The sequence below is a fragment of the Niallia laureatilytica genome (genome assembly GCF_046613985.1).
GTDB lineage: Bacteria > Bacillota > Bacilli > Bacillales > Cytobacillaceae > Niallia.
This window is the reverse complement of sequence record NZ_JBKKHP010000003.1, coordinates 15,256-39,398: the sequence shown is the minus strand read 5'-3', so window position 1 is coordinate 39,398 and position 24,143 is coordinate 15,256. Positions and strand designations below refer to the sequence as shown.

The 24,143-nt window shown below is 37.8% G+C and carries 22 protein-coding genes and 4 tRNA genes; 1 reads left to right on the top strand and 25 read right to left on the bottom strand.

The window, feature by feature from the left end; all coding sequences use genetic code 11:
• Window positions 1-42: 42 nt before the first annotated feature.
• The 20 genes from ACLIJJ_RS09950 to ACLIJJ_RS09855 all read right to left on the bottom strand — a co-directional run bounded on the left by ACLIJJ_RS09950 (window position 43) and on the right by ACLIJJ_RS09855 (window position 17,338).
• Window positions 43-831: an MBL fold metallo-hydrolase gene (locus ACLIJJ_RS09950; protein ID WP_192486398.1), complete on the bottom strand. Its 789-nt coding sequence runs from the start codon at window positions 829-831 to the stop codon at window positions 43-45.
• 7 nt (window positions 832-838) lie between these two features.
• Window positions 839-1,651 carry a two-component system regulatory protein YycI gene (locus ACLIJJ_RS09945; protein WP_237942180.1) on the bottom strand — a complete coding sequence of 271 codons (813 nt, stop codon included), beginning with the start codon at window positions 1,649-1,651 and terminating at the stop codon, window positions 839-841.
• Window positions 1,638-2,957 (bottom strand): YycH family regulatory protein, encoded by a 1,320-nt coding sequence (locus ACLIJJ_RS09940; protein ID WP_233319059.1) that lies wholly within the window; start codon window positions 2,955-2,957, stop codon window positions 1,638-1,640. Before ACLIJJ_RS09940 ends, ACLIJJ_RS09945 begins: the two co-directional genes overlap by 14 nt.
• Window positions 2,954-4,786 carry a cell wall metabolism sensor histidine kinase WalK gene (walK, locus tag ACLIJJ_RS09935; RefSeq protein ID WP_233319061.1) on the bottom strand — a complete coding sequence of 611 codons (1,833 nt, stop codon included), beginning with the start codon at window positions 4,784-4,786 and terminating at the stop codon, window positions 2,954-2,956. Before walK ends, ACLIJJ_RS09940 begins: the two co-directional genes overlap by 4 nt.
• 9 nt (window positions 4,787-4,795) lie before the next feature.
• Window positions 4,796-5,506, bottom strand: coding sequence for a response regulator YycF (yycF, locus tag ACLIJJ_RS09930; protein WP_233319063.1), 711 nt, complete (start codon window positions 5,504-5,506; stop codon window positions 4,796-4,798).
• Between the two features lie 465 nt (window positions 5,507-5,971).
• Window positions 5,972-6,044 (bottom strand) — tRNA-Phe (locus ACLIJJ_RS09925).
• Window positions 6,045-6,102: 58 nt separating this feature from the next.
• A tRNA-Asp gene (locus ACLIJJ_RS09920) sits at window positions 6,103-6,178 on the bottom strand.
• Window positions 6,179-6,197: 19 nt separating this feature from the next.
• Window positions 6,198-6,269: transfer RNA gene (locus ACLIJJ_RS09915), tRNA-Glu, on the bottom strand.
• 11 nt (window positions 6,270-6,280) lie between these two features.
• A tRNA-Lys gene (locus ACLIJJ_RS09910) sits at window positions 6,281-6,356 on the bottom strand.
• A 174-nt stretch (window positions 6,357-6,530) separates the two neighbouring features.
• Window positions 6,531-7,823: an adenylosuccinate synthase gene (locus tag ACLIJJ_RS09905; RefSeq protein WP_233319064.1), complete on the bottom strand. Its 1,293-nt coding sequence runs from the start codon at window positions 7,821-7,823 to the stop codon at window positions 6,531-6,533.
• 253 nt (window positions 7,824-8,076) lie between these two features.
• The gene (gene dnaB, locus ACLIJJ_RS09900) at window positions 8,077-9,441 is read right to left on the bottom strand and encodes a replicative DNA helicase (protein ID WP_233319065.1); all 1,365 of its coding nucleotides are present in this window, start codon (window positions 9,439-9,441) and stop codon (window positions 8,077-8,079) included.
• Between the two features lie 144 nt (window positions 9,442-9,585).
• On the bottom strand, window positions 9,586-10,035 hold the full coding sequence (gene rplI, locus ACLIJJ_RS09895; RefSeq protein ID WP_411410820.1) for a 50S ribosomal protein L9: 450 nt from the start codon (window positions 10,033-10,035) through the stop codon (window positions 9,586-9,588).
• Complete coding sequence (locus tag ACLIJJ_RS09890; protein WP_411410819.1) at window positions 10,032-12,005, bottom strand: DHH family phosphoesterase; 1,974 nt, start codon at window positions 12,003-12,005, stop codon at window positions 10,032-10,034. Before ACLIJJ_RS09890 ends, rplI begins: the two co-directional genes overlap by 4 nt.
• 296 nt (window positions 12,006-12,301) lie before the next feature.
• Window positions 12,302-12,538 (bottom strand): 30S ribosomal protein S18, encoded by a 237-nt coding sequence (gene rpsR / locus ACLIJJ_RS09885; protein ID WP_233319107.1) that lies wholly within the window; start codon window positions 12,536-12,538, stop codon window positions 12,302-12,304.
• Window positions 12,539-12,579: 41 nt separating this feature from the next.
• Entirely contained in the window at window positions 12,580-13,098 is a 519-nt protein-coding gene (gene ssb, locus ACLIJJ_RS09880; RefSeq protein ID WP_233319068.1) for a single-stranded DNA-binding protein, read from the bottom strand.
• A gap of 54 nt (window positions 13,099-13,152) precedes the next feature.
• Window positions 13,153-13,443, bottom strand: a complete 291-nt coding sequence (gene rpsF, locus ACLIJJ_RS09875; RefSeq protein WP_233319109.1) for a 30S ribosomal protein S6 — start codon at window positions 13,441-13,443, stop codon at window positions 13,153-13,155.
• Between the two features lie 146 nt (window positions 13,444-13,589).
• Window positions 13,590-14,741 carry a glycosyltransferase family 4 protein gene (locus ACLIJJ_RS09870; RefSeq protein ID WP_411410818.1) on the bottom strand — a complete coding sequence of 384 codons (1,152 nt, stop codon included), beginning with the start codon at window positions 14,739-14,741 and terminating at the stop codon, window positions 13,590-13,592.
• 262 nt (window positions 14,742-15,003) lie between these two features.
• Complete coding sequence (gene ychF, locus ACLIJJ_RS09865) at window positions 15,004-16,104, bottom strand: redox-regulated ATPase YchF (protein ID WP_233319072.1); 1,101 nt, start codon at window positions 16,102-16,104, stop codon at window positions 15,004-15,006.
• Between the two features lie 162 nt (window positions 16,105-16,266).
• Window positions 16,267-16,464, bottom strand: a complete 198-nt coding sequence (locus ACLIJJ_RS09860) for a DUF951 domain-containing protein (RefSeq protein ID WP_233319074.1) — start codon at window positions 16,462-16,464, stop codon at window positions 16,267-16,269.
• A gap of 13 nt (window positions 16,465-16,477) precedes the next feature.
• Entirely contained in the window at window positions 16,478-17,338 is an 861-nt protein-coding gene (locus ACLIJJ_RS09855; RefSeq protein ID WP_233319076.1) for a mechanosensitive ion channel family protein, read from the bottom strand.
• A gap of 305 nt (window positions 17,339-17,643) precedes the next feature.
• Here ACLIJJ_RS09855 and yyaC point away from each other — a divergent pair, with 305 nt between their 5' ends.
• Entirely contained in the window at window positions 17,644-18,261 is a 618-nt protein-coding gene (gene yyaC, locus ACLIJJ_RS09850; protein WP_411410817.1) for a spore protease YyaC, read from the top strand.
• Window positions 18,262-18,295: 34 nt separating this feature from the next.
• Here the strand turns inward: yyaC and ACLIJJ_RS09845 are convergent, their stop codons facing one another.
• The 5 genes from ACLIJJ_RS09845 to mnmG all read right to left on the bottom strand — a co-directional run bounded on the left by ACLIJJ_RS09845 (window position 18,296) and on the right by mnmG (window position 24,127).
• On the bottom strand, window positions 18,296-19,153 hold the full coding sequence (locus ACLIJJ_RS09845) for a ParB/RepB/Spo0J family partition protein (RefSeq protein ID WP_233319079.1): 858 nt from the start codon (window positions 19,151-19,153) through the stop codon (window positions 18,296-18,298).
• Window positions 19,146-19,907 (bottom strand): ParA family protein, encoded by a 762-nt coding sequence (locus tag ACLIJJ_RS09840; protein ID WP_233319081.1) that lies wholly within the window; start codon window positions 19,905-19,907, stop codon window positions 19,146-19,148. Before ACLIJJ_RS09840 ends, ACLIJJ_RS09845 begins: the two co-directional genes overlap by 8 nt.
• 404 nt (window positions 19,908-20,311) lie before the next feature.
• Window positions 20,312-21,202, bottom strand: coding sequence for a nucleoid occlusion protein (gene noc, locus ACLIJJ_RS09835; protein WP_233319083.1), 891 nt, complete (start codon window positions 21,200-21,202; stop codon window positions 20,312-20,314).
• Window positions 21,203-21,426: 224 nt separating this feature from the next.
• Window positions 21,427-22,146: a 16S rRNA (guanine(527)-N(7))-methyltransferase RsmG gene (gene rsmG / locus ACLIJJ_RS09830; protein WP_233319086.1), complete on the bottom strand. Its 720-nt coding sequence runs from the start codon at window positions 22,144-22,146 to the stop codon at window positions 21,427-21,429.
• Between the two features lie 100 nt (window positions 22,147-22,246).
• On the bottom strand, window positions 22,247-24,127 hold the full coding sequence (mnmG, locus tag ACLIJJ_RS09825; RefSeq protein WP_233319112.1) for a tRNA uridine-5-carboxymethylaminomethyl(34) synthesis enzyme MnmG: 1,881 nt from the start codon (window positions 24,125-24,127) through the stop codon (window positions 22,247-22,249).
• Between the last annotated feature and the right edge of the window lie 16 nt (window positions 24,128-24,143).

Here is a 24,143-nt window from a genome sequence, read left to right as displayed (position 1 = left end):
TGAACAAAAAAAGCAAGCAGAAATAATTCTGCTTGCTTTCATTTAGATGGCCATTAAGTTTGTCGGTTTTTTAGGATCTGTATCAAACAGGCCTAACTGATCTGATAACTCAATACCACGCTGTTCTAAAGTTTGTGTCACTGACATCCTTGCCAAATCTTTAATGTTATTATCCATGCTTAAATGTGCCAAATAAATGTGCTTGGTGCGGTCACCGATGACCTCACTCATTGCAATAGCAGCATCTTCATTGGAAACATGGCCAACATCACTCAATATCCTTCTTTTAATATTCCACGGATATCTTCCCATTCTGAGCATTTGTACATCATGATTGCTTTCAAAAACGTAGGAGTCAGCATTGCGGATAATCCCTTTCATGCGGTCACTCACATAGCCAGTGTCCGTTATAAGCACAAGCTTTTTATCTCCTTGATGAAAAATATAAAACATTGGCTCTGCCGCATCATGGGAAACGCCAAATGATTCAATGGAGACATCTCCAAATGTTTTGACTGTTTCCATATCAAATTGAAACTTCTGTTCAACCGGTATCTCCCCAATTAGAGGCTCCATTGCCCTCCACGTCTTTTCATTAGCGTAAATTGGCAGCTTATACTTTCTCGCTATAATGCCAACACCTTTAATATGATCACTATGCTCATGTGTAACGAATATACCAGACAGCTTGTCCATTTTTCGGTCGATGCCTTGGAACAGTGTTTCCATCTGCTTTCCGCTCAAGCCTGCATCAACTAAAAAAGCATGTTCCCCTGATTCTACATATATAGCATTGCCTGTACTCCCACTCGCGAGAACACTAAAATGCATGTTTTGTTCACTCCAATTTCGTCTCTTCCATCTCTGGCTTAATAATCTCCCCATTCAATGCATTGACATAAAGGTTTTTCTGTCCTTTGATCGTAATCTTCCAAGTTGGCGCCAGCAGCTGTACAGATGGCGCATTTTGCTGTGAATAATAGCCGAGCTCCACATTTGAGATATAAGTACCCATTTCTAAATAGGCATTCTTATAGAGGGCAAAAATGGCCTCTAACGGCTTTACGAGCATTTCCTTTTCATCGAATTCTTTAATGTCCTGCAGATAGGTTTGATTATAGGATACGATATTATTTTCTTCATTCACTAAAAAGGTCAATTCTCCTTTTAAATTGTGATATAAAGTCTTGCCATTATATTGCTGATAATAGGTAATCGTATTATCCTTCTTCTCCCAGAAAACATATTGATCACCATTTAAAATATTATTCTTAATAAAATCAGCCAATTCTTCTTTCTTAAATTCATCACTTAGCTTTATCGGTTTTTCTAATATAGACTGTAGCATAGTAGAATCTTGAACTCTAATACTTTGACCGCTTAGCCTGCTTTTTTCAAGCTCCTCAACATCCTCATCACTGAAAGTCATAGATTTTGCTGTTAAATACTGACCTTTTTCTACATTTGATGGAAACTTGTCTTCATCATACTTAATGCCATCAAGTGCCAATGTTTTTGCGATTGGTGTTTCTGGCTCTTCTGTCTCAAACTGTTCATTATCCTTTTTTAACTGTGTGTACTCATATATCAAATATATATCCAACAGTAAGAAGGCTACAATAAAAATAGTCTTAATTTTACTCCAATCCACTTTTTGTGCCCCCTGTCTTCACTTCCCCTAATTGACGCCATTGCCCATTATATAAGTAAAACCAGCTTGGCTCTAAATAAACATAGCTCGGGTTGGTTATGACCATATCATAGCCTGGCACAATAGCCTCCAGCTTATCAGGATCGAAGTTTTCCGAGGACTTAATTTCCTTTAACACAGAACTTCCTGAATCTAGCTTTTGAGTTGTTGTATCAATTGGTTTTGCTGTTATCGTCAGGTTGCTTGTAATGAATTGCTCTATCTTATTATTTTCCCAGCTAACCTTTATAGAAGAAAGGCCGTTCTTCAAGTTAAAGACTGGGAAGCCTGTTTCATTATAAATACGGAAATTAATCGTACTTTGATCATTATCATTGCCTACATATAAAAAGCTGTTAACCCAGCCTCCATGGCTATTCACAAAGTCAATGCTATTCTCGATGATTTGATTTGGACTAAGCTCATTTACGGTAATCCCAGATGTGCTTTTAAAATTAACAACATGTGTATCCTTTATTACTCTCAAGATACTAGTATCATCTGTATAAACTTCCTGATTTGTCTCAACGCTCTTTTGAGCTAAACTTGAATTAGTAAAAATAGCATTTTTAAGTCTAGATGAATCAACTGTCTCGCTCTTATATATATATCTATTTATTTCAGTTTCTTCTGTTGGCAAATAGATCAGCTTACTTCCTGCCTGATAGCTGAAATAAGCGTTGTAAGGTGTTTCTTCAGCAGTAATATTTTTCTGAAGGTCTTTAATGTTATTGATATAACTAACAGAAATATTGCTTTTATAAACCTTGTTTTCTTTCTCTGAAATAAAGTAAACCGTTCCTTCATCTTCATTCACAAGATTATAGGATACAAGAATCGTATCAAAATTAAAAAGATTGCTCTCTTCAATATGAAGTATATCCCTATATAGACTGAAAGGTGTCTGACCTGGGAAACGAATTTCCATACTATCTGTTTCTTGTTTAATAAAAGAAGGTATATCATTTATTTCTTCGGAAATATTCTCAAGACTTCCGTATTCGACCGTTTTTAACACTTCTAGAACTGAATTTATTTCGTCCATTGAAATTGTACCATAAGTTTCACCATCTACATGCTGGAAAATTCTATCGGGTCGAACAATATCAGCTACCTCTTTTTTGCTGCCGATTTTTTCAGGCTCCACAATATTATCAGTTGGAAGCTCTGTTGTGTTACCTTGATCTGTCCAAAGCAAATAATACATGAGCAGACTTAACATCACTAAAATTGTCAGTACTAAACTTTTTATATTTTCATAATTCATACCCAATCATCCTCTTCAGATTGAATATAAGGAAGTGTAAAGGAAATCTTCGTGCCTTTTCCTTCTTTACTTGATGCCCAAATTCTTCCCCCGTGTGCTTCAACCATTTCTTTCGCAATAGCTAAGCCAAGACCAGTTCCACCGAGCCTTCTTGTTCTCGCTTTGTCTACACGGTAAAAACGGTCAAAGATTTTGCTTATATTTTCCTTCGGTATGCCAACACCATTATCTGCTACACTCACAATGATTTGCTGCTCCTGTTCTTTTATAGAAAATGTAATTTTCCCACCTTCAGGAGAATACTTCATTGCATTTGAAATGATATTATCGAGCACTTGTGTTAATTTATCTTCATCAATTTCCACAAATGCTGCGTGTTTTGGCAGCTTCCGTTCAAAGACAACGTTTTGTTCCTTTGTCAATTCGAAACGATCAATGATTCTATTATAAAACACCATAAAATCAACTAGTTCTTTATTCAGCTTGTAATCTCTGCTGTCGAGCTTGGACAGCTGTAACAAATCATTTACAAGGCGAATCATTCGCTCTGTTTCGTTTTGAGTCACTTCCAGAAACTTTGGAGCAAGTCCATCATCCTGCCATGCACCCTCTGCCAATGCTTCCACATAGCTTCGCATCGTCGTTAATGGGGTCCTGAGCTCATGAGAAACATTCGCCACAAACTCTTTTCTTTCCATATCAATTTTCTCTTGTTCCGTAATATCATGAAGTACAGTAATTAAGCCATTTACAAAGCCTGTTTCTTTTTGAATGACAGAAAAATTCGCTCGAAGAATATATGGTTCATAATTTGTACTATAATCCAAAATAACAGATTCCCGTTCCTCAAGCAGTTCATCAAAAGTATATTTATCCTTTAAACCAAGCAACTGAATAATCGGTTCCGATAAGACTGTTTCACGTGAAACATCCAGCATTTTCGCAGCAGGTTCATTGATAAGAATAATTCTCCCTTTTCTGTCTGTGGCGATAACGCCATCAGTCATATAAGAAAGGACAGAGGACAACTTTCTTCTTTCACTTTCTGTAGATGCCTGAGATTCTTGGAGCTTTTTTGTCAAATTATTAAAAGTGATTGCCAGCTGTCCAATTTCATCAAATCCGTACACTTTAACCTTCTGTGAAAAGTTTCCCTTAGAAAGTGCAAAAGCATGTTTCTGCATATCAGAAATTGGTCTTGTAATTGTTCTTGCTAATAAAATCCCCAGTACTGCTGTGACAATTAAAGTGATAGCTGTCCCTTTTTGAAAGATACTGTTTATACTGTCCAGACTGTCATACACTTGCTGAATCTTACCTACAGTATAAATTACCCCAACAGTTTCGCCGCCCTGCTGCCTGATTGGCGTAATTAACACATATTCTTTTTTATTGGATGTAACTCTAATATAGGAAGTCGGTTGCGAAGAATTGGACATAGCCCTTCTAACTTTACTTTGCACCATTTTCTGTCCGACTAAATTTTGTTTTTCAGGATCTGAGGTACCAATAATAATGGAGTTATTATTTATTACCCTTATCTCCTGAATATCTGTTGCATTATTATGCTCGCTTAACAGTCTTCTCACATCTTCTTCAAGAGTAGTATCGGCATTTTCTACTGGCCGCTCTTTTACAAACTGTTCCTCCATATATATAGAAACTATATTTACCTTTTCCTGAATAGAGGTCTTAAAGTTTTCGATTAAAGTGGACTGCAGCTTTTGTACAAAGTATACACCGATAATCTGTATCGATATGAGTATGAGCAATACAATTATTATCATTAGCTTTACATGAATTGATCTAAAAAAACTAACTTTTTTCATTAATATCTATTACTCCTGTTCAGGATTACGCAAGTAATACCCTACCCCTCTTCTCGTTACAATCCAGGTTGGATGGCTTGGGTTATCCTCTATTTTTTCTCTCAATCTTCTCACCGTCACATCCACTGTACGAACATCACCGTAATAATCATAGCCCCAAACCGTTTGGAGCAAATGCTCTCTTGTCATTACTTGACCGATATGTTTTGCCAAATAATGAAGAAGCTCAAACTCACGATGTGTCAGCTCAATCATTTCCCCTCTTTTTGAAACAATATAAGCATCCGGGTGAATAATTAAGGAGCCAACTTCAATCTCATTTGATTCATTCTCTTCCTCTGCAGCAGCAGGAACCTGCTGATGACGTCTCAAGTTAGCTTTAACGCGAGCAATAAGCTCTCTCGTACTAAAAGGCTTCGTTACATAATCATCTGCGCCAAGCTCAAGACCAAGCACTTTGTCGATTTCAGAATCCTTTGCTGTAAGCATAATGATTGGCATCTCATACTTTTTGCGAATTTCACGGCAAACTTCCATTCCATCTCGCTGCGGAAGCATGATATCAAGCAAAACTAAATCGGGCTGCACTTCTTCTACCATTTCCAATGCAGCATTGCCATCATAAGCACAATGTACTTCAAAGCCTTCCTTCTTTAAATTAAATTGCAGAATATCAGCAATCGGTTTTTCATCATCTACTACAAGTATCTTTTTATTCATGCATTTCTATCTCCTTCATTGTTCTATCTATTCAAATTGTTGGTATTTCTACTATAGCTCTACTTTACCATTTTCATTTTATATATTCACTTTTTTTCTATTCTTCTATTCTTCCGCATTTTCATTGCATTTATTTAGACATTTCCTAAAACCTATTTGAAAAACCCTCCTAAATAGAGGGTTAAAAATTTCAATATAAAATGAAACCTTTTAGGACTCTCATCCGTTTAATAACATGTAGTTTCATTTTCCTTTATTTGTGGTTGAGAGGTATTTTTTTCGCTTGCCTCTCGCCTCTTTTTTTGTCTTCAAATACCCAATGCTTCCTCTAATTGCAGAATCCGCCTTATATCATTTTATCATAACTCCATTTATTATCTGCAAACGTTGCAAGAATGTAATAGAAATGTATTACTGTTGGAATAAAAAAAACAACCATGCAAAATGCATAGTTGTTTTTAAGGATGGCTCAGGACGGAATCGAACCGCCGACACAAGGATTTTCAGTCCTTTGCTCTACCGACTGAGCTACTGAGCCATATTTATATTTTCTATATAATATATGTAAAATATGCTTATTGCATATGAAACAAAAATGGCGGTCCCGACGGGAATCGAACCCGCGATCTCCTGCGTGACAGGCAGGCATGTTAACCGCTACACCACGGGACCAGCTAATCTATATATAAAATGACCCATACGGGATTCGAACCCGTGTTACCGCCGTGAAAGGGCGGTGTCTTAACCGCTTGACCAATGGGCCATATTAAAAAATGGTGAGTCATGCAGGATTCGAACCTGCGACCCTCTGATTAAAAGTCAGATGCTCTACCAACTGAGCTAATGACTCGCTTTTAAAAGTAAACTTGCAGACCGTTTATTTTGCTGCTTTATTCGCTTCATTTGCGACGCTTTTTATATTATCATGCATTTAGTATATATGGCAATACTTTTTTAAAAAAAAATTAAAAAAATATTTAGGAGCCGCTCTTAAAAGCGGCTCCTTCCTACTAAATCAGCTCTTTTAGCTTTGTCTCCATGGGCTATGAACCACATTTGTCTGACTTCTGTCTGGCCCTACTGAGAAAATAGATAATGGAATACCAGTAAGCTGCGCAACTCTTTCTAAGTAGTGGCGTGCATTTGCAGGTAATTCACTTAGTGATTTACAACCTGTAATGTCCTCTGTCCAGCCTGGAAGCTCTTCATAAACTGGTTCACATTGTGACAATACTTTTAGGCTTGCAGGGAACTCTTCCATAACTTCCCCTTTATATTTATATGCAACACAGATTTTCAATGTCTCAATGCCTGTAAGCACATCAATAGAGTTAAGAGAAAGATCTGTAATGCCGCTTACTCTGCGGGCATGGCGTACTACCACACTGTCAAACCAGCCGACACGGCGCGGTCTTCCAGTAGTTGTACCGTACTCACGGCCGACTTCTCTGATTTGGTGGCCAATTTCATTATCAAGCTCTGTAGGGAAAGGACCATCTCCAACCCTAGTAGTGTAAGCTTTAGAAACTCCGACAACGTGCTTAATCTTCGTTGGACCAACACCCGATCCGATTGTAACACCGCCGGCAACTGGATTAGAAGATGTAACGAACGGGTACGTACCTTGGTCAATATCAAGCATTACGCCTTGTGCCCCTTCAAACAACACTCTTCTTCCCTCATCCAATGAATCGTTTAGAACAACAGATGTATCACAAACATACTGTTTAATCAGCTGGCCGTATTCGTAATACTCATCCAGGATATCCTCCATTTTAAAGCCGTCTGTTTCATAGATGCGCTCAAGCAAACGGTTTTTCTCTACCAAGTTACGCTCAAGCTTCTCTTCGAAAATTTCTCTGTCCAAAAGGTCAGCAATTCGAATACCAATTCGAGCAGCTTTGTCCATATAAGCAGGACCAATTCCCTTTTTAGTTGTCCCAATCTTATTAGCGCCTTTGCTTTCCTCTTCCACTTCATCAAGCTTTAAGTGATATGGAAGAATAACATGAGCACGGTTGCTTATTCTCAAGTTATCCGTAGTTACGCCTTTATCATGCAAGTATTTCAATTCTGTAAGTAGCGCTTTTGGATCGACTACCATTCCATTGCCAATAACGCAAATTTTATCGCTATAAAAAATTCCAGACGGAATTAAGTGTAATTTATATGTTTCACCGTTAAATTTAATCGTATGACCTGCATTGTTCCCGCCTTGGTAACGAGCAATGACCTCTGCATTCTCTGACAAGAAGTCAGTAATCTTTCCTTTTCCTTCATCTCCCCATTGTGTTCCAACAACCACGACTGATGACATATTCCCAAAGCACCTCCAAAGGTTACTATAAATTATTTAGATTCATTACCAAACAATCTTATTTTACCAATTTACGCATACAAAAGTCAACAAAACCCGAACATTCAAAACTAGAAAATAAATATATGTTCGTAATCATTCTACTAATATAGGGTTTTTTCAATAGACTTTAATCTTAAAAAATTTGAGTTTAGTTCCTAATTTCGGGCATAAAAAAAGGCAGATTGGCTGTTTAAAGCCAATCTGCCTATATTTAAGCTCCCGGCGGCATTGATGGGTCATCAAACCGCCTTTCCAAGTTAACAAATTTATTATATTCCTTAACGAAGGCGAGCTGGACTGTTCCCGTTGGACCATTCCGCTGCTTTGCTATAATAATTTCAATAATATTTTTACTTTCCGATTCTTTGTCATAATAATCGTCACGATATAAGAAGGCTACTATATCAGCATCCTGCTCAATACTTCCTGATTCCCTTATATCAGACATCATCGGTCTCTTATCCTGTCTCTGCTCCACTCCGCGGGATAGCTGAGACAAAGCAATAACTGGCACTTGCAGTTCACGAGCAAGCTGTTTAAGAGAACGGGAGATTTCCGATACTTCCTGCTGTCTGTTCTCTCCAGAGCGCCCGCTTCCAAGGATGAGTTGCAAGTAATCGATTAGGATCATACCTAAACCATGCTCCTGCTTCAATCTGCGGCATTTAGAGCGAATATCAGTGATTTTTACACCTGGTGTATCATCAATGAATATACCGGCATTAGAGAGGCTTCCCATCGCCATAGTGAGCTTACCCCAATCTTCGTCTGTCAATGACCCTGTACGTAGGCGCTGTGCATCAATATTACCTTCTGCACACAGCATACGCATGACAAGCTGCTCTGCCCCCATCTCAAGACTGAATATCGCTACATTTTCCCCAGTTGTTGTAGCTACGTTTTGAGCGATATTCAAAGCAAATGCCGTCTTACCAACAGAAGGACGGGCACCGACAATGATTAAATCATTTCGCTGAAAACCGGCTGTCATTTTATCGAGCTCAGCAAACCCTGTAGCAATACCTGTTATATCCCCTTGACGGTTATGCATGACCTCAATATTATCATATGTCCGTACTAAAACATCCTTAATATTGTGGAATGCCCCAGCGTTCTTTCTTTGGGCAACCTCAAGAATGTTTTTTTCTGCCTCACTCAGCAATACCTCTACTTCATCTTCCCTCGCATAGCCGTCCTGTGCTATATCAGTGGCTGTCCGTATAAGTCTGCGCAGCAAGGATTTCTCCTCAACAATCTTCGCATAATACTCAATATTAGCTGCTGTAGGTACAGATGCTGCCAATTCACTTAAGTAGCTGACGCCACCAGTATCCTCAAGATTATTGCCTGCTGAAAGCTCTGCTGTAACGGTAATAAGGTCAACCGCTTTTCCTGCATCGTTCAGCTTTAGCATTGCTGTATAAATCTTCTGATGGGCACCTCTGTAAAAATCCTCTGGTATGAGAATTTCTGAAGCCATCGTCAAGCTTTGAGGTTCTAAAAAGATTGCCCCTAGTACAGCTTGTTCTGCTTCGATATTTTGTGGTGGAATTCTATCATGGAGCATTTCACTCATAAAATTTTAAAACCTCCTTATTTTAAGAGGATAATGTCAAATTAGTACATGCCAAAAGAAAAAATGTGATCAGTTTGCCTGTATCACATTTCTCTCAAATCTATTCTATTTTATCATGTTTAAGCTTAAAAGGAACTTCCAATATTAGCTTAATTCTTTTACATGCACATTTAGTGTAGCAGATACCTCTTGATGAAGCTTCACAGGAACCTTCGTTACCCCTAATGAACGAATAGCATCATTTAATTCTATTTTACGCTTATCGATTTTGATTTTATGCATTTTATTCAACTCATCAGCAATTTGTTTGCTAGTAATTGAACCAAATAGTCTGCCGCCTTCTCCTGATTTTGCCGTTAGCTCAACAGTAATTTGTTCCATTTTTTCTTTTAATACTTTTGCTTCTGCTAACTCATCAGCAGCTTGTTTTTCTTCTTTTTTCTTTTGAGCATTTAATGTGCTGACAGCTGCTGAGTTTGCTTCAACAGCAAGTCCTTGCTTTAATAGGAAGTTATGTGCATAACCGTCTGCCACATTTTTTACTTCGCCTTTTTTCCCTTTACCTTTAACGTCTTTTAAAAAGATTACTTTCATTCCTTTTTTCTCCCTTCAAAATACTCATCGATTGCCAGCTTCAGCCGCGCTTCTGCTTCTGCCATTGTCATGTTAGAAAGCTGTGTCGCAGCATTAGTTAAATGGCCGCCGCCTTTGAGGCTTTCCATTATAATCTGGACATTTATTTCCCCTAATGATCTTGCACTGATACCAATCTGTCCATCTCCTCTTGGCGAGATGACAAATGACGCATAAATGCCGTCCATCGTCAGTAAGGTGTCTGCTGTTTGCGCGATAAGGACATTATCACTATTTTCATTAGATTGAGCTTTAGCAATGGCAACGCCAGGTTTATAAAAAATTACATTTTCAATAATTTTTGCCTTTTTCACATAGTTACTGATATCTTCTTTTAAGAATTTCTGTACTAATACAGTATCAGCTCCCTGCCCCCGCAAGTAGGAAGCAGCATCAAAGGTTCTTGCCCCGGTTCTAAGCGTAAAGCTTTTTGTATCAACAATAATTCCTGCTAATAAAGCAGTTGCTTCAAGCATCTCAATTTTAGCTGTCTTTGGCTGATATTCCAGTAGCTCTGTGACAAGCTCAGCTGTTGATGATGCATATGGCTCCATATAAACGAGCAATGGATTATCAATGAACTCTTCTGCTCGCCTGTGATGGTCAATGACCACAACATCTTCAATCTTATGAATAAGCTTTTCCTCAATAACCAATGATGGTTTATGGGTATCTACGACAACGAGCAAACTTTCCTCTGTATCCATTTCCAGCGCTTGTTCTGGAGTGATGAAACGATCAAACAATGTTTCATGTTTTTTTATTTCTTCGAGCAGTCTTCTTACACCTAAATCAATTTCATTAGGATTTAAAATAATATAAGCTTCCTTTTTGTTCATCTGAGCTATCTTATGAATACCAATGGAAGCACCAATTGCATCCATATCAGGATGCTTATGACCCATGATGAAGACTTTATCACTTGCCGTTATCAATTCTTTTAAGGCATGGGATATGACTCTCGCTCTTACTCTTGTTCTCTTTTCAACAGGGTTTGTTTTTCCGCCATAGAATTTCACTTTTCCATTTGGCTGTTTGATAGCAACCTGATCTCCACCACGACCTAGTGCCAAATCTAGACTTGACTGCGCAATCGTTCCTAACTCAGGGAGTGAGGAAACTCCCGAACCAACGCCAATACTTAACGTTAGCTGCACATTTTGTTTAGAGGTTAACTCTCTCACTTCATCTAAGATTGTGAATTTATCTTTTTCAAGATGCTGCAGAATGTTTTCATTGAATACTGCAAAGAAGCGATCGGAAGATATCCGTTTCAATAAGACGCCATTGTCTGTTGCCCATTTGTTGAGAATAGAGGTAACACTGTTATTCAAACTGCTGCGAGTCTGATCGTCCATACCTTGTGTTAGATCATCATAATTGTCTAAAAAGATGATTGCAATTGCAGTTCTTTCATCCTCATACAACTTTTCAATTTCCGTTTGTTCTGTTACATCAAAAAAGTATAGGAGGCGCTCCTCTTTTTTATGGATAACACGAAACTTACGATTATGAAGCGTAATAATTTCTGTTTCAACCTCTTGCTTAATCAGAGGGATAACGGAAGGAGACACATCATATAATGATCTTCCGACTAAGCTGTCTTCTGTAAAACAGTAAGCTAAATATGGATTTGTCCACTCAATAAAGTACTCATCATTAATGAGCATAATCCCAATCGGCATTTCCATTAATGCTTCTTCTCCGACCTTTTTCACACGGTAGGAAAGGGTCGTAATATATTCTTCTGTTTCCTTTCTTTGTCGCAAATTCATCTGAATGATGAAATAAAAAGGGATAACAGAAAGGAGTAACCCCACCAAGGCAAAAAGCCAATTATAATAGGAGATGATACCAAGGAGGATCAGAGTAATGCCAATTAGACAAACTAATGGATAGCGAATTGATCCCTTTTCCAAAAAAGCAGGCAAAATTTATTCAACTCCTAATATAGTTAATTTAATATGTATACGGTTGTTTGTTCTTATTATTTACCGTATTTCGATATTTACGAAACAAGGGAATGTAATTTGCATCTTTTAGTATTTCCACTAACCCTTATATTCATAAACACGATTTTGCAGCCAATACATATAAAGAATATAGAGATACCCTCTATATCATTTTACTATTTTATAGAAGCTCATTCAAACATATAATTTGTATAGACTGTATTATATAAGGTATAAAAAAACACATTAGGATTTAACCCTAATGTGTTTTTTTATTATTCACCAGTTACGTATGGAAGTAAAGCCATAGTACGTGAACGTTTGATTGCAATAGTCAACTTACGTTGATATTTTGCACTTGTACCAGTTACACGACGAGGTAAGATTTTACCGCGCTCAGAGATGAATTTTTTAAGAAGATCTACATCTTTATAATCGATATGCGTAATGCCGTTAGCTGTAAAGTAGCATACTTTACGGCGTTTAGCACGTCCGCCTCTGCGTCCGCCCATTGCCATGTCAATTTCCCTCCTTTATAACTTATTTCCGATTATTAGAACGGTAAGTCATCATCTGAAATATCGATTTGACCGCTATTTGCAAATGGATCCTCGTCCATTCTCGTATAATCGTTATTTCTATTTTGGTTTTGAGGTCGCTGATTCTGATAATTATTAGAGCCTCCAAAAGGATTATCTTGTTCCCTTGGCGCACCATAATTCATGTTGTCATTTCTATTTCCAGAGCTGCTGTTTCTAGGTTCAAGAAATTGAACACTTTCCGCCTGCACTTCTGTTACATAGACACGTTTCCCATCTTGTCCCTCATAACTGCGCGTTTGAAGTCTGCCGTCAACGCCAGCTAAGCTTCCTTTCTTCAAGAAATTAGCTACGTTCTCTGCAGGTTTCCTCCAGACTACACAATTGATAAAGTCTGCTTCTCTTTCACCTTGTTGGTTCGTAAAAGTACGGTTGACCGCAAGAGTGAAAGTTGCAACAGCAGCTCCACTTGGTGTGTATCGCAGTTCAGGATCCTTCGTCAATCGGCCAACAAGAACAACACGGTTCATCATCAGTTTCAACTCCCTTCATCATGTTTCACGTGGAACATGAATTCATTCTATTTATTATTTAGCTTCTTCTTTAATAACAATATGACGGATAATATCCTCGCTAATTTTAGCTAGACGAGTGAACTCCTCAACTGCTACTGGTGCAGCGTTAACTTTCACTAGTTGGTAGTAGCCATCACGGAAATCATTGATTTCGTATGCAAGACGACGTTTACCCCACTCTTTCGCTTCAGTAACTTCCGCTCCATTATCAGCAAGAATACCGTTAAAACGCTCAACTAGAGCTTTTTTAGCTTCATCTTCAATATTTGGACGGATGATGTACATAATTTCGTACTTTTTCATCACTTTCACCTCCTTTTGGTCTAAACGGCCCGATTGGGCAAGGAGCAATATATACATTACTCACAAGATAAAATTATAGCATATTGAAAAACAATTTGCAATGAATACTAAAAAGAATTGCCACAGTTAATGTTTTAAGCAATACTTTACGCATATATTCTTTGATCTTCTCTGCTATTCATTATCACTTCTTCATATTCGCCAATCAAACCGTCAAGTATACTCTCCCAAGATTGGCTTAACGCATATTTCCTGGCTGCTGTACCAAACATATTTCTCATCATTGTTTGATTTAATAATTCAATGATAGCAGCAGTGAAATGTTCTGTGCTTTTTGCTTGGCAAATTCTTCCCGTTACACCATCCTCCACCATTTCCTTAACACCGCCTGAATTGGAGACGATAGCAGGTGTTCCTGAAGCTAAGGATTCCAGTACGACATTTCCAAATGTTTCAGTTGTGGAAGGAAATACAAATAAATCTGCACTTGCATACACCTGTGATAATTCCGCACCTTTTAAATAACCGGTTAAAGTCATATTTTTTCTTTCTGCAGCTTTGCGCTTCCATTCAGGCAAGCATGGTCCGTCTCCTGCCAGCAGCCAATGAACTCTATTATTCCAGCTTTCAGGGAGGGAATCCATTATCGCTGAAAGGGTGGCTAAATCTTTCTCTGGAGCAAATCTGCCAACATACAAAAGAATATATTCTTCTTGTATATTGTATTTTTCTCTAATGGGTTGGTTTACTGCAATAGGATGGAATTGAGAGCAATCTACCCCTCTTCCCCATATTGACAAGGAATGGAAGCCAAGCTCAGCCAGCTTTGATTTGGTCTCTTTTGAAGGTACAAAGGTTCTTTCTGTGGACTCATGAAACCATTTTAAGTACTTATGAAGAACAGGCAGCAGCCATGATGCTCGATAATACTCCAAATATTGGTCAAAATGAGTATGGTAGGAGGAAACAACTGGTATGTGAAGTTTTTTAGCACAAAACAGGCCGTAGAGCCCCATCATATACGGTGTTGCAATATGTATGATATCTGGGTTAAATTCTTGAACTTTAGCCTTAATCCGTTTAGGGTTTGCTAATGCGGTCCTACATTCAGGATATAAAAAAACTGGAATGCTAAAAAATTGATTAATATTTGGGTATGCTGGAGTATCCTCCACTTCCGGTGCAAAAATCTGATATTGAATCTGCCCTTTTTCCAGATGATCTGTTAATCTCTTTAAAGAGTTGGCTACTCCATTCACTTGCGGAAAATAGGTGTCTGTAAAAATTGCAATTTTCACTTGTGAATCCCCCTTTGGAACATGTATTATGATCCCTCTAAAGAAATGATAGCACCGGTTTGAAAGGGGCATGTAAAGGCACTGTAAAAGTATTTTCTTTATCACACTGTCGAAATAAGCTTATTATTCATAAGCTATTTTTCTGGACTTTTCCTACTTGCTAAACTCTTTTCCAAGTGCTTGTGTCGAATAAGCTAAAGAAAATGTAAAAAACCGCCCTCACTTGTATAAGGGCGGTTTTTCTCTCATATATATACAGCTATTAAACATTAAAGCGGAAGTGAATAATATCTCCGTCTTTAACTACGTAATCTTTTCCTTCTAGACGAACTTTACCTGCCTCTTTTGCCGCAACCATATTTCCACTTACCATTAAATCTTCATAAGAAACAGTCTCTGCTCTAATAAAGCCTCTTTCAAAGTCAGAATGGATGATACCAGCACATTGCGGAGCTTTCATTCCTTGAACAAATGTCCAAGCACGAACTTCTTGCACTCCAGCTGTAAAGTATGTTGCTAGACCAAGCAAGTGGTAAGCAGCTCTAATTAGCTGATCAAGACCAGATTCTTCAATGCCAAGCTCTTCAAGGAACATTGCTTTTTCTTCCCCTTCAAGCTCTGCAATTTCTTCTTCAATTTTTGCACAGATTACGATTACTTCTGCATTCTCATTAGAAGCAAATTCTCTAACTTTCTGCACATATTCATTATTATCTGTATCGCCAACCTCATCTTCGCCGACATTTGCCACATAAAGAACTGGCTTGATTGTCAGCAAGTGAAGATTCTTCGCTAATTTAGCCTGCTCTTCCGTAAATTCAACAGCTCTTGCTGGCTTTTCTTCTTCAAATGCTGCTTTTAGAATTTCAAGAACTTCCAATTCTGCCACTGCATCTTTATCTTTTTGTTTAGCCATTTTCCCTACACGGGCAATTCTTTTTTCAACAGATTCTAAATCTGCAAGAATCAATTCTAGATTAATTGTTTCAATATCGGAAATTGGATCTACTTTTCCAGAAACATGAGTAATATTGTCATCAGCAAAGCAGCGCACCACTTGGCAAATAGCATCTACTTCACGAATATGGGAAAGAAACTTATTTCCTAAGCCTTCTCCTTTACTCGCACCTTTTACAATTCCAGCAATATCTGTAAATTCAAAAGTTGTCGGTACAGTTTTTTTCGGCTGAACAAGCTCAGTCAACTTATTTAACCTTGGATCTGGTACCTCTACGATTCCAACATTCGGATCGATTGTACAGAATGGATAGTTTGCAGATTCTGCACCCGCCTGTGTTATTGCATTAAACAATGTAGATTTACCGACGTTCGGCAATCCAACTATTCCAGCAGTTAACGCCATAATGTCACTCCCTTATAATAAACCTGCTTTTTATTGAGCAGAAATTAATTTCATTTGTACTATTAAACCTTTACCAATTATAGATTTAACCTTCAAAAAAGACAAGTAGCCATGCTTGTTCGCAAGGTAAAAATACCTTATTTTCATAAAAAAAAGCATGAATCACTCTTCATGCTTTACTAACATTTTTTTCATTTTTCTCGCGAACTCTCGCCTTGGAATAAGGACGCTATGTTCACAGCCTTCACACTTAATGCGGATATCCATTCCCATCCTAATAATTTTCCAACGATTTGTGCCACAAGGATGTGCTTTTTTCATTTCAACTATATCATTGATAGCAAACTCTTTCTGTTCCATATTCCCTCCTGTTTTATTCCGGTTTAGAGTACATCATTAATTTCGGATATGGGCTCTCTATTCCATTCTCATCAAGGACATTTTTAATTTCCTTCCTTAACGCACGGGCAACTGTATAATGCTGCATTGGCAATGTCTCAGCAACAACTCTTATAACTACCTCTGCTGCCATAATGTTTTCAACACCTAAAAGCTCCGGGACACCGACAATTTGTTCATATTTTTCCGGAAATGTTTCAATAAGATCTTTAATAACACTTTCAGCCCTATCTATATCGCCCTTGTACGCTATGCTGACATCAACAACTGCTTTACTGTTGTTTAATGAGAAGTTTGTTACTTCCATTATACTTCCATTCGGTATAATATTCACTTCGCCAGTATAACTTTTTACTTTCGTTGTTCTTAACCCAATTTCCTCCACAACACCTTGAAATTGGCCGATCTGCACAACATCTCCTACAGAAAACTGGTCTTCAAAAATAATGAAAAATCCAGTAATAATATCCTTCACTAAACTTTGCGCACCAAAACCGACGGCTAAGCCAACAATTCCCGCTCCGGCAAGCAATCCCTTCACGTCAATATTCAATGTACCTAAAATCATCATAAAGGCAATAAAATAGATAACGTAGGTAAGGGTATTTTCCAATAGTTTAACTAGTGTAGCTTCTCTTCTTTCCGATATTCTGAGTGCAGAATGTGTTCTAACCTTAAATATGTTCCGCACAGCAATCTTAGCAACCCTTGTAACAACAACGCTTATTAAAATGATAATAATAATTTTTAAAGATCCCTGGCCTAAATTTATCCATATATTCTCATCTGTAATAACATCTACACTATCGTTCACTTTTTCTTCTAAATTATCCATAACACACCCCTGCTGCCTCTTTTCTCCCTTTTCAAAAGCCAGATTGTTATTCCTGGCTATTTAGTTTATTTTAACAGGTTCTAATTTTAGTTTGAAGTAATAACCTACCTGTTATTTTCTAGGTATATTATCATAGATCGACTTGTATGACCCCTATCTTTCTCCCTCTTTATCAATGGAATTGGCATGAAGATGTATAGAAATTAATATATATTCCTATAATGGTATTACTTTTACTTTGAAATAACATATTAAATTGAACAGCTTGCTTATTTATAGTTTCCTAGTGCAAAGGAGTAGATTTGATGAGCATCTATACCAATATATTTGATAAAAGTGAACTTCCGATAAGAATCGCCCATAATGAGCAGTTAGCATCCTATAAACTGGCAGACTCTTTGTATAAACAGTTGCCACCAGCTTCCTCTGCACAGCCAATTGTGTTTGTATGTATTGGCACAGATCGCTCTACAGGTGATTCACTCGGACCACTTATTGGAACATTATTAGCAGAAAAAAAACTAGGTTCCTTTTTTGTTTATGGCACTTTAAATGAACCTATCCATGCGCTGAACTTAGAAGAAAAGATGATGGAGATTCACGAAAAGCATAAAGATCCTTTTATCATTGGGATAGATGCTTGTTTAGGCAGGATGAAAAGTGTTGGTGTCATACATCTAGGGGATGGCCCCGTCAAACCTGGAAGTGGAGTTAAAAAGGAATTGCCGCCAGTAGGTAATATTCATATCACTGGAATTGTTAACATAAGCGGCTTAATGGAGTTTCTTGTACTACAAAATACAAGACTCAGTCTTGTGCTTGAAATGGCTAAAACGATTTCAAAAGGTATTTATCAAAGCAGTCTTCGTTATCGCTATGCTGAAGGACAGGAAGAATACTCTCTTCAAGAACGGCCCATTTAACAAAAAGAAGAAACCATATTTTGGTTTCTTCTTTTTAAATATCCTCATTACGATCGAGAAGCTGTAAAATTCTATCTAAATCATCTTCAGAAAAGAACTCAATCTCAATTTTACCTTTGTTTTTCGTTTGTTTGATATTCACTGTAGTACCGAATCTTTCTCTTAGGAAAGTTTCTTGTTCCTTTATAAAGACATTCTTTGTTTCTTTCTTTTCTTTCGGTGTTTCACGTGAAACATCTTCGTTCATTTGTTGAATTAAATACTCCAACTGTCTAACGTTCAAACCATCCTTGACTGTCTTTTCAACAAGCAGTGGCAGCTTATCTTTATTTTTTAATCCTAATAATGCCCTTCCGTGTCCCATTGAAATGGTTCCATCTGTAATCATCTCTTGAATAGCCGGCGGAAGTGATAGGAGTCTGACATGATTGGCAATATGAGGTCGGCTTTTGCCAAGGCGTTTAGCCAACTCTTCCTGTGTGAAATTTAATTTTTTCATAAGCAGCTGATAGGCATGTCCTTCTTCTATCGGAGACAAATCTTCACGCTGCAGGTTTTCCAGTACAGCAAGTTCCATCATTTGCTGTTCAGACAGTTCTCGAATTACTGCGGGAACCACTTCTAAATTAGCTTCTTTTGCCGCACGAAAGCGCCGTTCCCCAACAACAATTTCAAACCCTTTAATACTTTTACGTACAATGATTGGCTGAAGTATCCCATGTTCCAAGATTGATGCTTTAAGTTCCTCAATTGCCTCTTTCTCGAAAACTTTTCTTGGCTGATAAGGGTTTGGTCGCAATTCTTTTATATTTAATTCCTTAATTACTTCTTCCTTTTCTACTTCCATGCTCGGAAAAAAAGCGTCAAGACCTTTCCCTAATCCCTTAGCCACTCGTAACCACTTCCTTTGCCAACTCTAAATATACTTCTGCTCCACGGGACTTTGGATCATAAATGATAATTGGTTCCCCATGGCTTGGCGCTTCGCTTAGTCTTACATTACGTGGAATAATTGTTTTAAACACTTTATCCTGGAAGTATTTTTTTACTTCTTCTATTACTTGTATCCCTAAATTCGTACGGGCATCAAGCATTGTCAATAAGACACCTTCAATAGCAAGCTCATGATTTAAGTGCTTTTGCACCAATCTTACTGTATTCAGAAGCTGGCTCAATCCTTCAAGTGCATAATATTCACATTGTACTGGAATTAAGACAGCATCAGATGCAGTTAGTGCATTTATTGTTAATAAGCCTAAAGATGGCGGACAATCGATCAAAATATAATCATATCTGTCCTTAACTTCTTCCAATGCTCTTTTTAAGCGGACTTCCCTGGAGATTGTGGAAACAAGCTCTATTTCTGCCCCAGCTAATTGAATTGTTGCTGGAATTACATCAAGGTTCTCTACATTTGTTGCTTTGATGACTTGGCTTGCTTCAATGTCATCTACTAACACATCATAAATGCAATGATCTACATCTGCCTTTTCAATACCAACGCCACTTGTGGCATTTCCCTGTGGATCTGTATCAACTAAAAGTACTCTTTTTCCGATGTAAGCTAAACAAGAGCCAAGATTGACCGAGGTTGTTGTTTTTCCAACTCCCCCTTTTTGATTAGCTACCGTAATTACTCTCCCCATGATGTCACCTACCTTTATTACGATAAATTACCTTCAATTATTCAGCAGAAGGTGCTGTAAATGTTATTTTATTTATTTAAATCAGACATGAAAAAGTTATTTTATTGGTAATCAGGTGTTAAATACACCGTTTTCCCGTGATTATGACTGTTTTTATTCCTAAAAGGAACAAATGTAGCACAATCATCTATTATTTTATCATGAAAACTTCTAAATATCGTCATTTTTTAATAGACTTTATAATATATAGAGGCATTGCTCTATTTTTTACTTCTATATATGCTACTGAAAGCCCATTTTTTCTAAGAATTTAGTAGCATTTATTTTTTTGCAGAAAAAAAGTGAGAAATTGAAACCAAAATGGCTAATGTTCTCACAGTGAATGATTATTCATTTTATAATAGCTATTTCTTTTTTGGAATTTTTATGGTGAATTGATAAAAATCCTCAAACTCTTCTTCTTCAGCATTTAAATTAATACCGCTGTCAGACACCATTGTAAGGGATTGTCGAATTGTATTGACTGCAATACGCATATCTTTGCTGAAAGCCTTTCTTTTTGGCTTAGGCTTTTGTTCTGCCTGTTCCAGCATTTTAGCGACGCGCTCTTCTGTCTGTTTTACATTTAAGTTCTTCTCTAGTATTTCTTGAAGGAGCTTAAGCTGCTTTTCTGTTTCTTTCAATGGAATCAGAGATCTGGCATGACGCTCTGATATTTGCTTATTGAGAAGTGCCTCCTGTATTTCCTCAGGAAGTTTTAACAGTCTCAGCTTGTTAGCTACCGTTGACTGTCCTTTTCCTAACCGCTGGGCAAGTGCCTCTTGTGTCAGGTTATGGAGTTCGAGTAATTTGCCGTAGGCTACAGCCTCTTCTATCGGTGACAGTTCTTCCCTTTGAAGGTTCTCTATCAAGGCTACAGAAGCAGTTTCTGTATCGCTCATATTCTTAATGATAGCAGGAGCTTCTTCCCACCCTAGCTTTTTCATTGCCCGCCAGCGTCTTTCACCTGCAATTATCTCATATTTACCTCTATCATATTCCCGTACAACAATTGGCTGTATAATGCCATGTGTATGAATGGTTCTTGATAATTCTTCTATTTTTTCATCATCAAATACAGTTCTTGGTTGAAAACGGTTTGGAACAATCTGGCTTATTGGCAATCTATTAATCTCTTCATTATTTACCATTTTTTCAAGCTCCTCATTAGCGTCTACCGTCTCGAATTGACTTTCTTCTTCTGTATTATTCCCTTTTTCGCCTAAGCCAAAAAAGCGTGAGAAAGAAGGCTTCAAAACCTGCACCACCTTTACGAAACTCCCTATTATTTAAAAAAATCCAAGCATTTTTACTGCAATATATAAATATAATAAGAAACTTCTTTAATTTTCATTTACTGTGCTTTTTATAGTTATATTATATAGTAGATAGAAAAAATGATATAGTACAAAAAATAAGATAATCGCCTGTTGATAAGCTATTTCTTTGATGAATATATGCTATTTTACATAGCATATATTCATTCAATCGGTTCCTTGTTTGGAGTACCTGGTTTTCTAGGGTACTTTTTCGGCGTTTGTTTTTCTTTTGAGATAACAAGTATGTTGCGCTCACTTTCTTCAATTGGAAGAGTAAATGAATGGGCATTGACCAATTTCCCGCCTAGAACAGCTATGGCTTTTTTGCCAGCTTCTATTTCCTCTTGTGCACTTGCCGCTTTCATAGCAACAAATACGCCTCCAACCTTTACCAATGGCATACATAGTTCACTTAAAACCGATAACCTTGCTACAGCTCTTGCTGTTACCATGTCGAAAGTTTCCCGATATTCTTTGTTTTGTCCGAATGTTTCCGCTCTGTCATGGATAAACTGGACTTCTTTTAAATCTAAAGCCTTTGCTAAATGCTCTAAAAAGTGAATACGTTTTTTTAATGAGTCAACAATTGTTATTTTCAGCTGCGGGAAAGCTATTTTCAGCGGTATGCTCGGGAATCCCGCCCCTGCTCCAACATCGCAAATATGAATAGGCGACTTAAAGCTTTCTAAATAAAATCCTGCTGTGATGGAATCATAAAAATGTTTCAAATAAACCTCAGATTGTTCTGTAATAGCAGTCAGGTTCATTTTTTCATTCCATTCAACAAGTGTTTCAAAATAAATCTTAAACTGTTCCATCTGCCTATCAGAGAGCTCCAGACCTTTCTCTCGGAGCATTTGTCTAAATTGTTCTGTATTCATGCTTGCTCCCTTTCCATCCAATTCCTGATTATGTATATTTTTTACAACAGGAGAGGCTTCTTGCCTATGGTAATACAGGCAAAAAGCCAATCACTTTCTATTACACTCGCGCTATGCGACCTTGCTCCAAATATACTAATAGTATGGATATATCTGCAGGATTTACTCCAGAGATTCTAGAAGCCTGTGCCAAAGATAATGGCCGTACCATTTTCAACTTCTGCTTTGCTTCTGTTGCAAGGCTGGAAATTGCATCATAATCGATGTTCTCTGGAATTTTTTTGTTTTCCATTTTCTTCAGACGATCTACTTGCTGCAATGATTTATCAATATAACCTTCATACTTTATCTGGATTTCTACTTGTTCTGTTACTTCGTCAGATAAACCAGCTTCACTTGGTGCTAATTGTTGTATATGCTTGTAGTTCATTTCTGGTCTTCTCAGCAGATCCGCTGCCTTAATGCCGTCTTTCAATTCACTGCCGCCTTGTTCTTTAATGACAGCTTGAACTTGTTCATTTGGCTTAAGGATAATTTCTTTTAAGCGGTTCTTTTCTTGTTCGATCTGTTGCTTTTTGTCAGTGAATTTATTATATCTTTCTTCCGCTATTAAGCCGATTTCATATCCATAGTCAGTTAAGCGCAAATCTGCATTATCATGGCGAAGCAGAAGGCGGTATTCTGCTCTGGAAGTTAGCAGGCGGTACGGTTCATTTGTGCCCTTCGTAACAAGATCATCAATCAATACTCCAATATAGGCATCAGAGCGGCTTAAGATAAGCTGTTCTTTACCAGTGGCATTCAAACCTGCGTTAATTCCTGCCATTAAACCTTGGCCGGCAGCCTCTTCATAACCTGAAGTACCGTTAATTTGACCTGCTGTATAGAGATTCTTAATTTTCTTTGTTTCTAATGTTGGCCATAATTGAGTAGGTACAATAGCATCATATTCAATGGCATAACCTGCTCTCATCATTTGGACATTTTCCAATCCAGGAATTGTACGAAGGATTTCTTGCTGTACATCCTCAGGCAAGCTTGTTGACAAGCCTTGTACATAAACCTCCTGCGTATTCTTACCTTCCGGCTCAAGGAAAATTTGATGTCTTGGCTTATCATTAAAGCGAACGACTTTATCTTCAATAGATGGGCAATAGCGCGGCCCTGTTCCCTTGATCATCCCAGAATACATTGGGGATCGATGCAAGTTGTCATCAATAATTTGATGCGTTTTTTCATTTGTATATGTCAGCCAGCATGGCAGCTGTTCTGTAATATATTTTGTTGTCTCGTAAGAAAAAGCTCTTGGAACATCATCACCTGGTTGGATTTCCGTCTTGCTGTAGTCAATAGAATGACTGTTTACTCTCGGCGGTGTTCCTGTTTTAAAACGAACAAGATCAAATCCTAATTCCTGCAGATGTTCAGATAGACGAATCGATGGCTGCTGGTTATTTGGACCACTTGAATATTTCAGCTCACCAAGGATAATTTCTCCGCGTAGATAAGTTCCCGTAGTTACTACAACCGTTTTAGCAGTATAAGTAGCACCTGTTTTTGTGATAACACCTTTTACTGTATTGTCTTCTACAATCAACTGTTCAACCATACCTTGGATCAATGTTAAGTTTGGCTGATTTTCCAGTGTTTTTTTCATTTCGTGCTGATACATATATTTGTCTGCCTGTGCACGAAGAGCTCTGACTGCAGGCCCTTTTCCTGTATTCAACATTCTCATTTGGATATAGGTTTTATCGATGTTTTTACCCATTTCTCCGCCAAGTGCGTCAATTTCTCTAACGACAATTCCTTTAGCCGGCCCCCCAACAGATGGGTTACACGGCATAAAAGCTACCATATCTAAATTTATAGTCAACATCAATGTATTGGCGCCCAATCTTGCGGCTGCAAGACCTGCTTCACACCCAGCATGTCCTGCCCCAATCACAATGACATCATAATTTCCTGCTTCGTACTGCATCATGGTGCCTCCTAAC

What these genes read in the sequence shown, in the direction of transcription:
- ACLIJJ_RS09950 (WP_192486398.1), bottom strand. Translation starts at nt 831, where the DNA reads ATGCATTTTAGTGTTCTCGCGAGTGGGAGTACAGGCAATGCTATATAT.
- ACLIJJ_RS09940 (WP_233319059.1), bottom strand. Translation starts at nt 2,957, where the DNA reads ATGAATTATGAAAATATAAAAAGTTTAGTACTGACAATTTTAGTGATG.
- walK (WP_233319061.1), bottom strand. Translation starts at nt 4,786, where the DNA reads ATGAAAAAAGTTAGTTTTTTTAGATCAATTCATGTAAAGCTAATGATA.
- yycF (WP_233319063.1), bottom strand. Translation starts at nt 5,506, where the DNA reads ATGAATAAAAAGATACTTGTAGTAGATGATGAAAAACCGATTGCTGAT.
- ACLIJJ_RS09905 (WP_233319064.1), bottom strand. Translation starts at nt 7,823, where the DNA reads ATGTCATCAGTCGTGGTTGTTGGAACACAATGGGGAGATGAAGGAAAA.
- dnaB (WP_233319065.1), bottom strand. Translation starts at nt 9,441, where the DNA reads ATGAGTGAAATGCTCCATGATAGAATTCCACCACAAAATATCGAAGCA.
- rplI (WP_411410820.1), bottom strand. Translation starts at nt 10,035, where the DNA reads ATGAAAGTAATCTTTTTAAAAGACGTTAAAGGTAAAGGGAAAAAAGGC.
- rpsR (WP_233319107.1), bottom strand. Translation starts at nt 12,538, where the DNA reads ATGGGCGGACGCAGAGGCGGACGTGCTAAACGCCGTAAAGTATGCTAC.
- ssb (WP_233319068.1), bottom strand. Translation starts at nt 13,098, where the DNA reads ATGATGAACCGTGTTGTTCTTGTTGGCCGATTGACGAAGGATCCTGAA.
- rpsF (WP_233319109.1), bottom strand. Translation starts at nt 13,443, where the DNA reads ATGAAAAAGTACGAAATTATGTACATCATCCGTCCAAATATTGAAGAT.
- ychF (WP_233319072.1), bottom strand. Translation starts at nt 16,104, where the DNA reads ATGGCGTTAACTGCTGGAATAGTTGGATTGCCGAACGTCGGTAAATCT.
- ACLIJJ_RS09860 (WP_233319074.1), bottom strand. Translation starts at nt 16,464, where the DNA reads ATGGAACAGAAAGAGTTTGCTATCAATGATATAGTTGAAATGAAAAAA.
- ACLIJJ_RS09855 (WP_233319076.1), bottom strand. Translation starts at nt 17,338, where the DNA reads ATGGATAATTTAGAAGAAAAAGTGAACGATAGTGTAGATGTTATTACA.
- yyaC (WP_411410817.1), top strand. Translation starts at nt 17,644, where the DNA reads ATGAGCATCTATACCAATATATTTGATAAAAGTGAACTTCCGATAAGA.
- ACLIJJ_RS09840 (WP_233319081.1), bottom strand. Translation starts at nt 19,907, where the DNA reads ATGGGGAGAGTAATTACGGTAGCTAATCAAAAAGGGGGAGTTGGAAAA.
- rsmG (WP_233319086.1), bottom strand. Translation starts at nt 22,146, where the DNA reads ATGAATACAGAACAATTTAGACAAATGCTCCGAGAGAAAGGTCTGGAG.
- mnmG (WP_233319112.1), bottom strand. Translation starts at nt 24,127, where the DNA reads ATGCAGTACGAAGCAGGAAATTATGATGTCATTGTGATTGGGGCAGGA.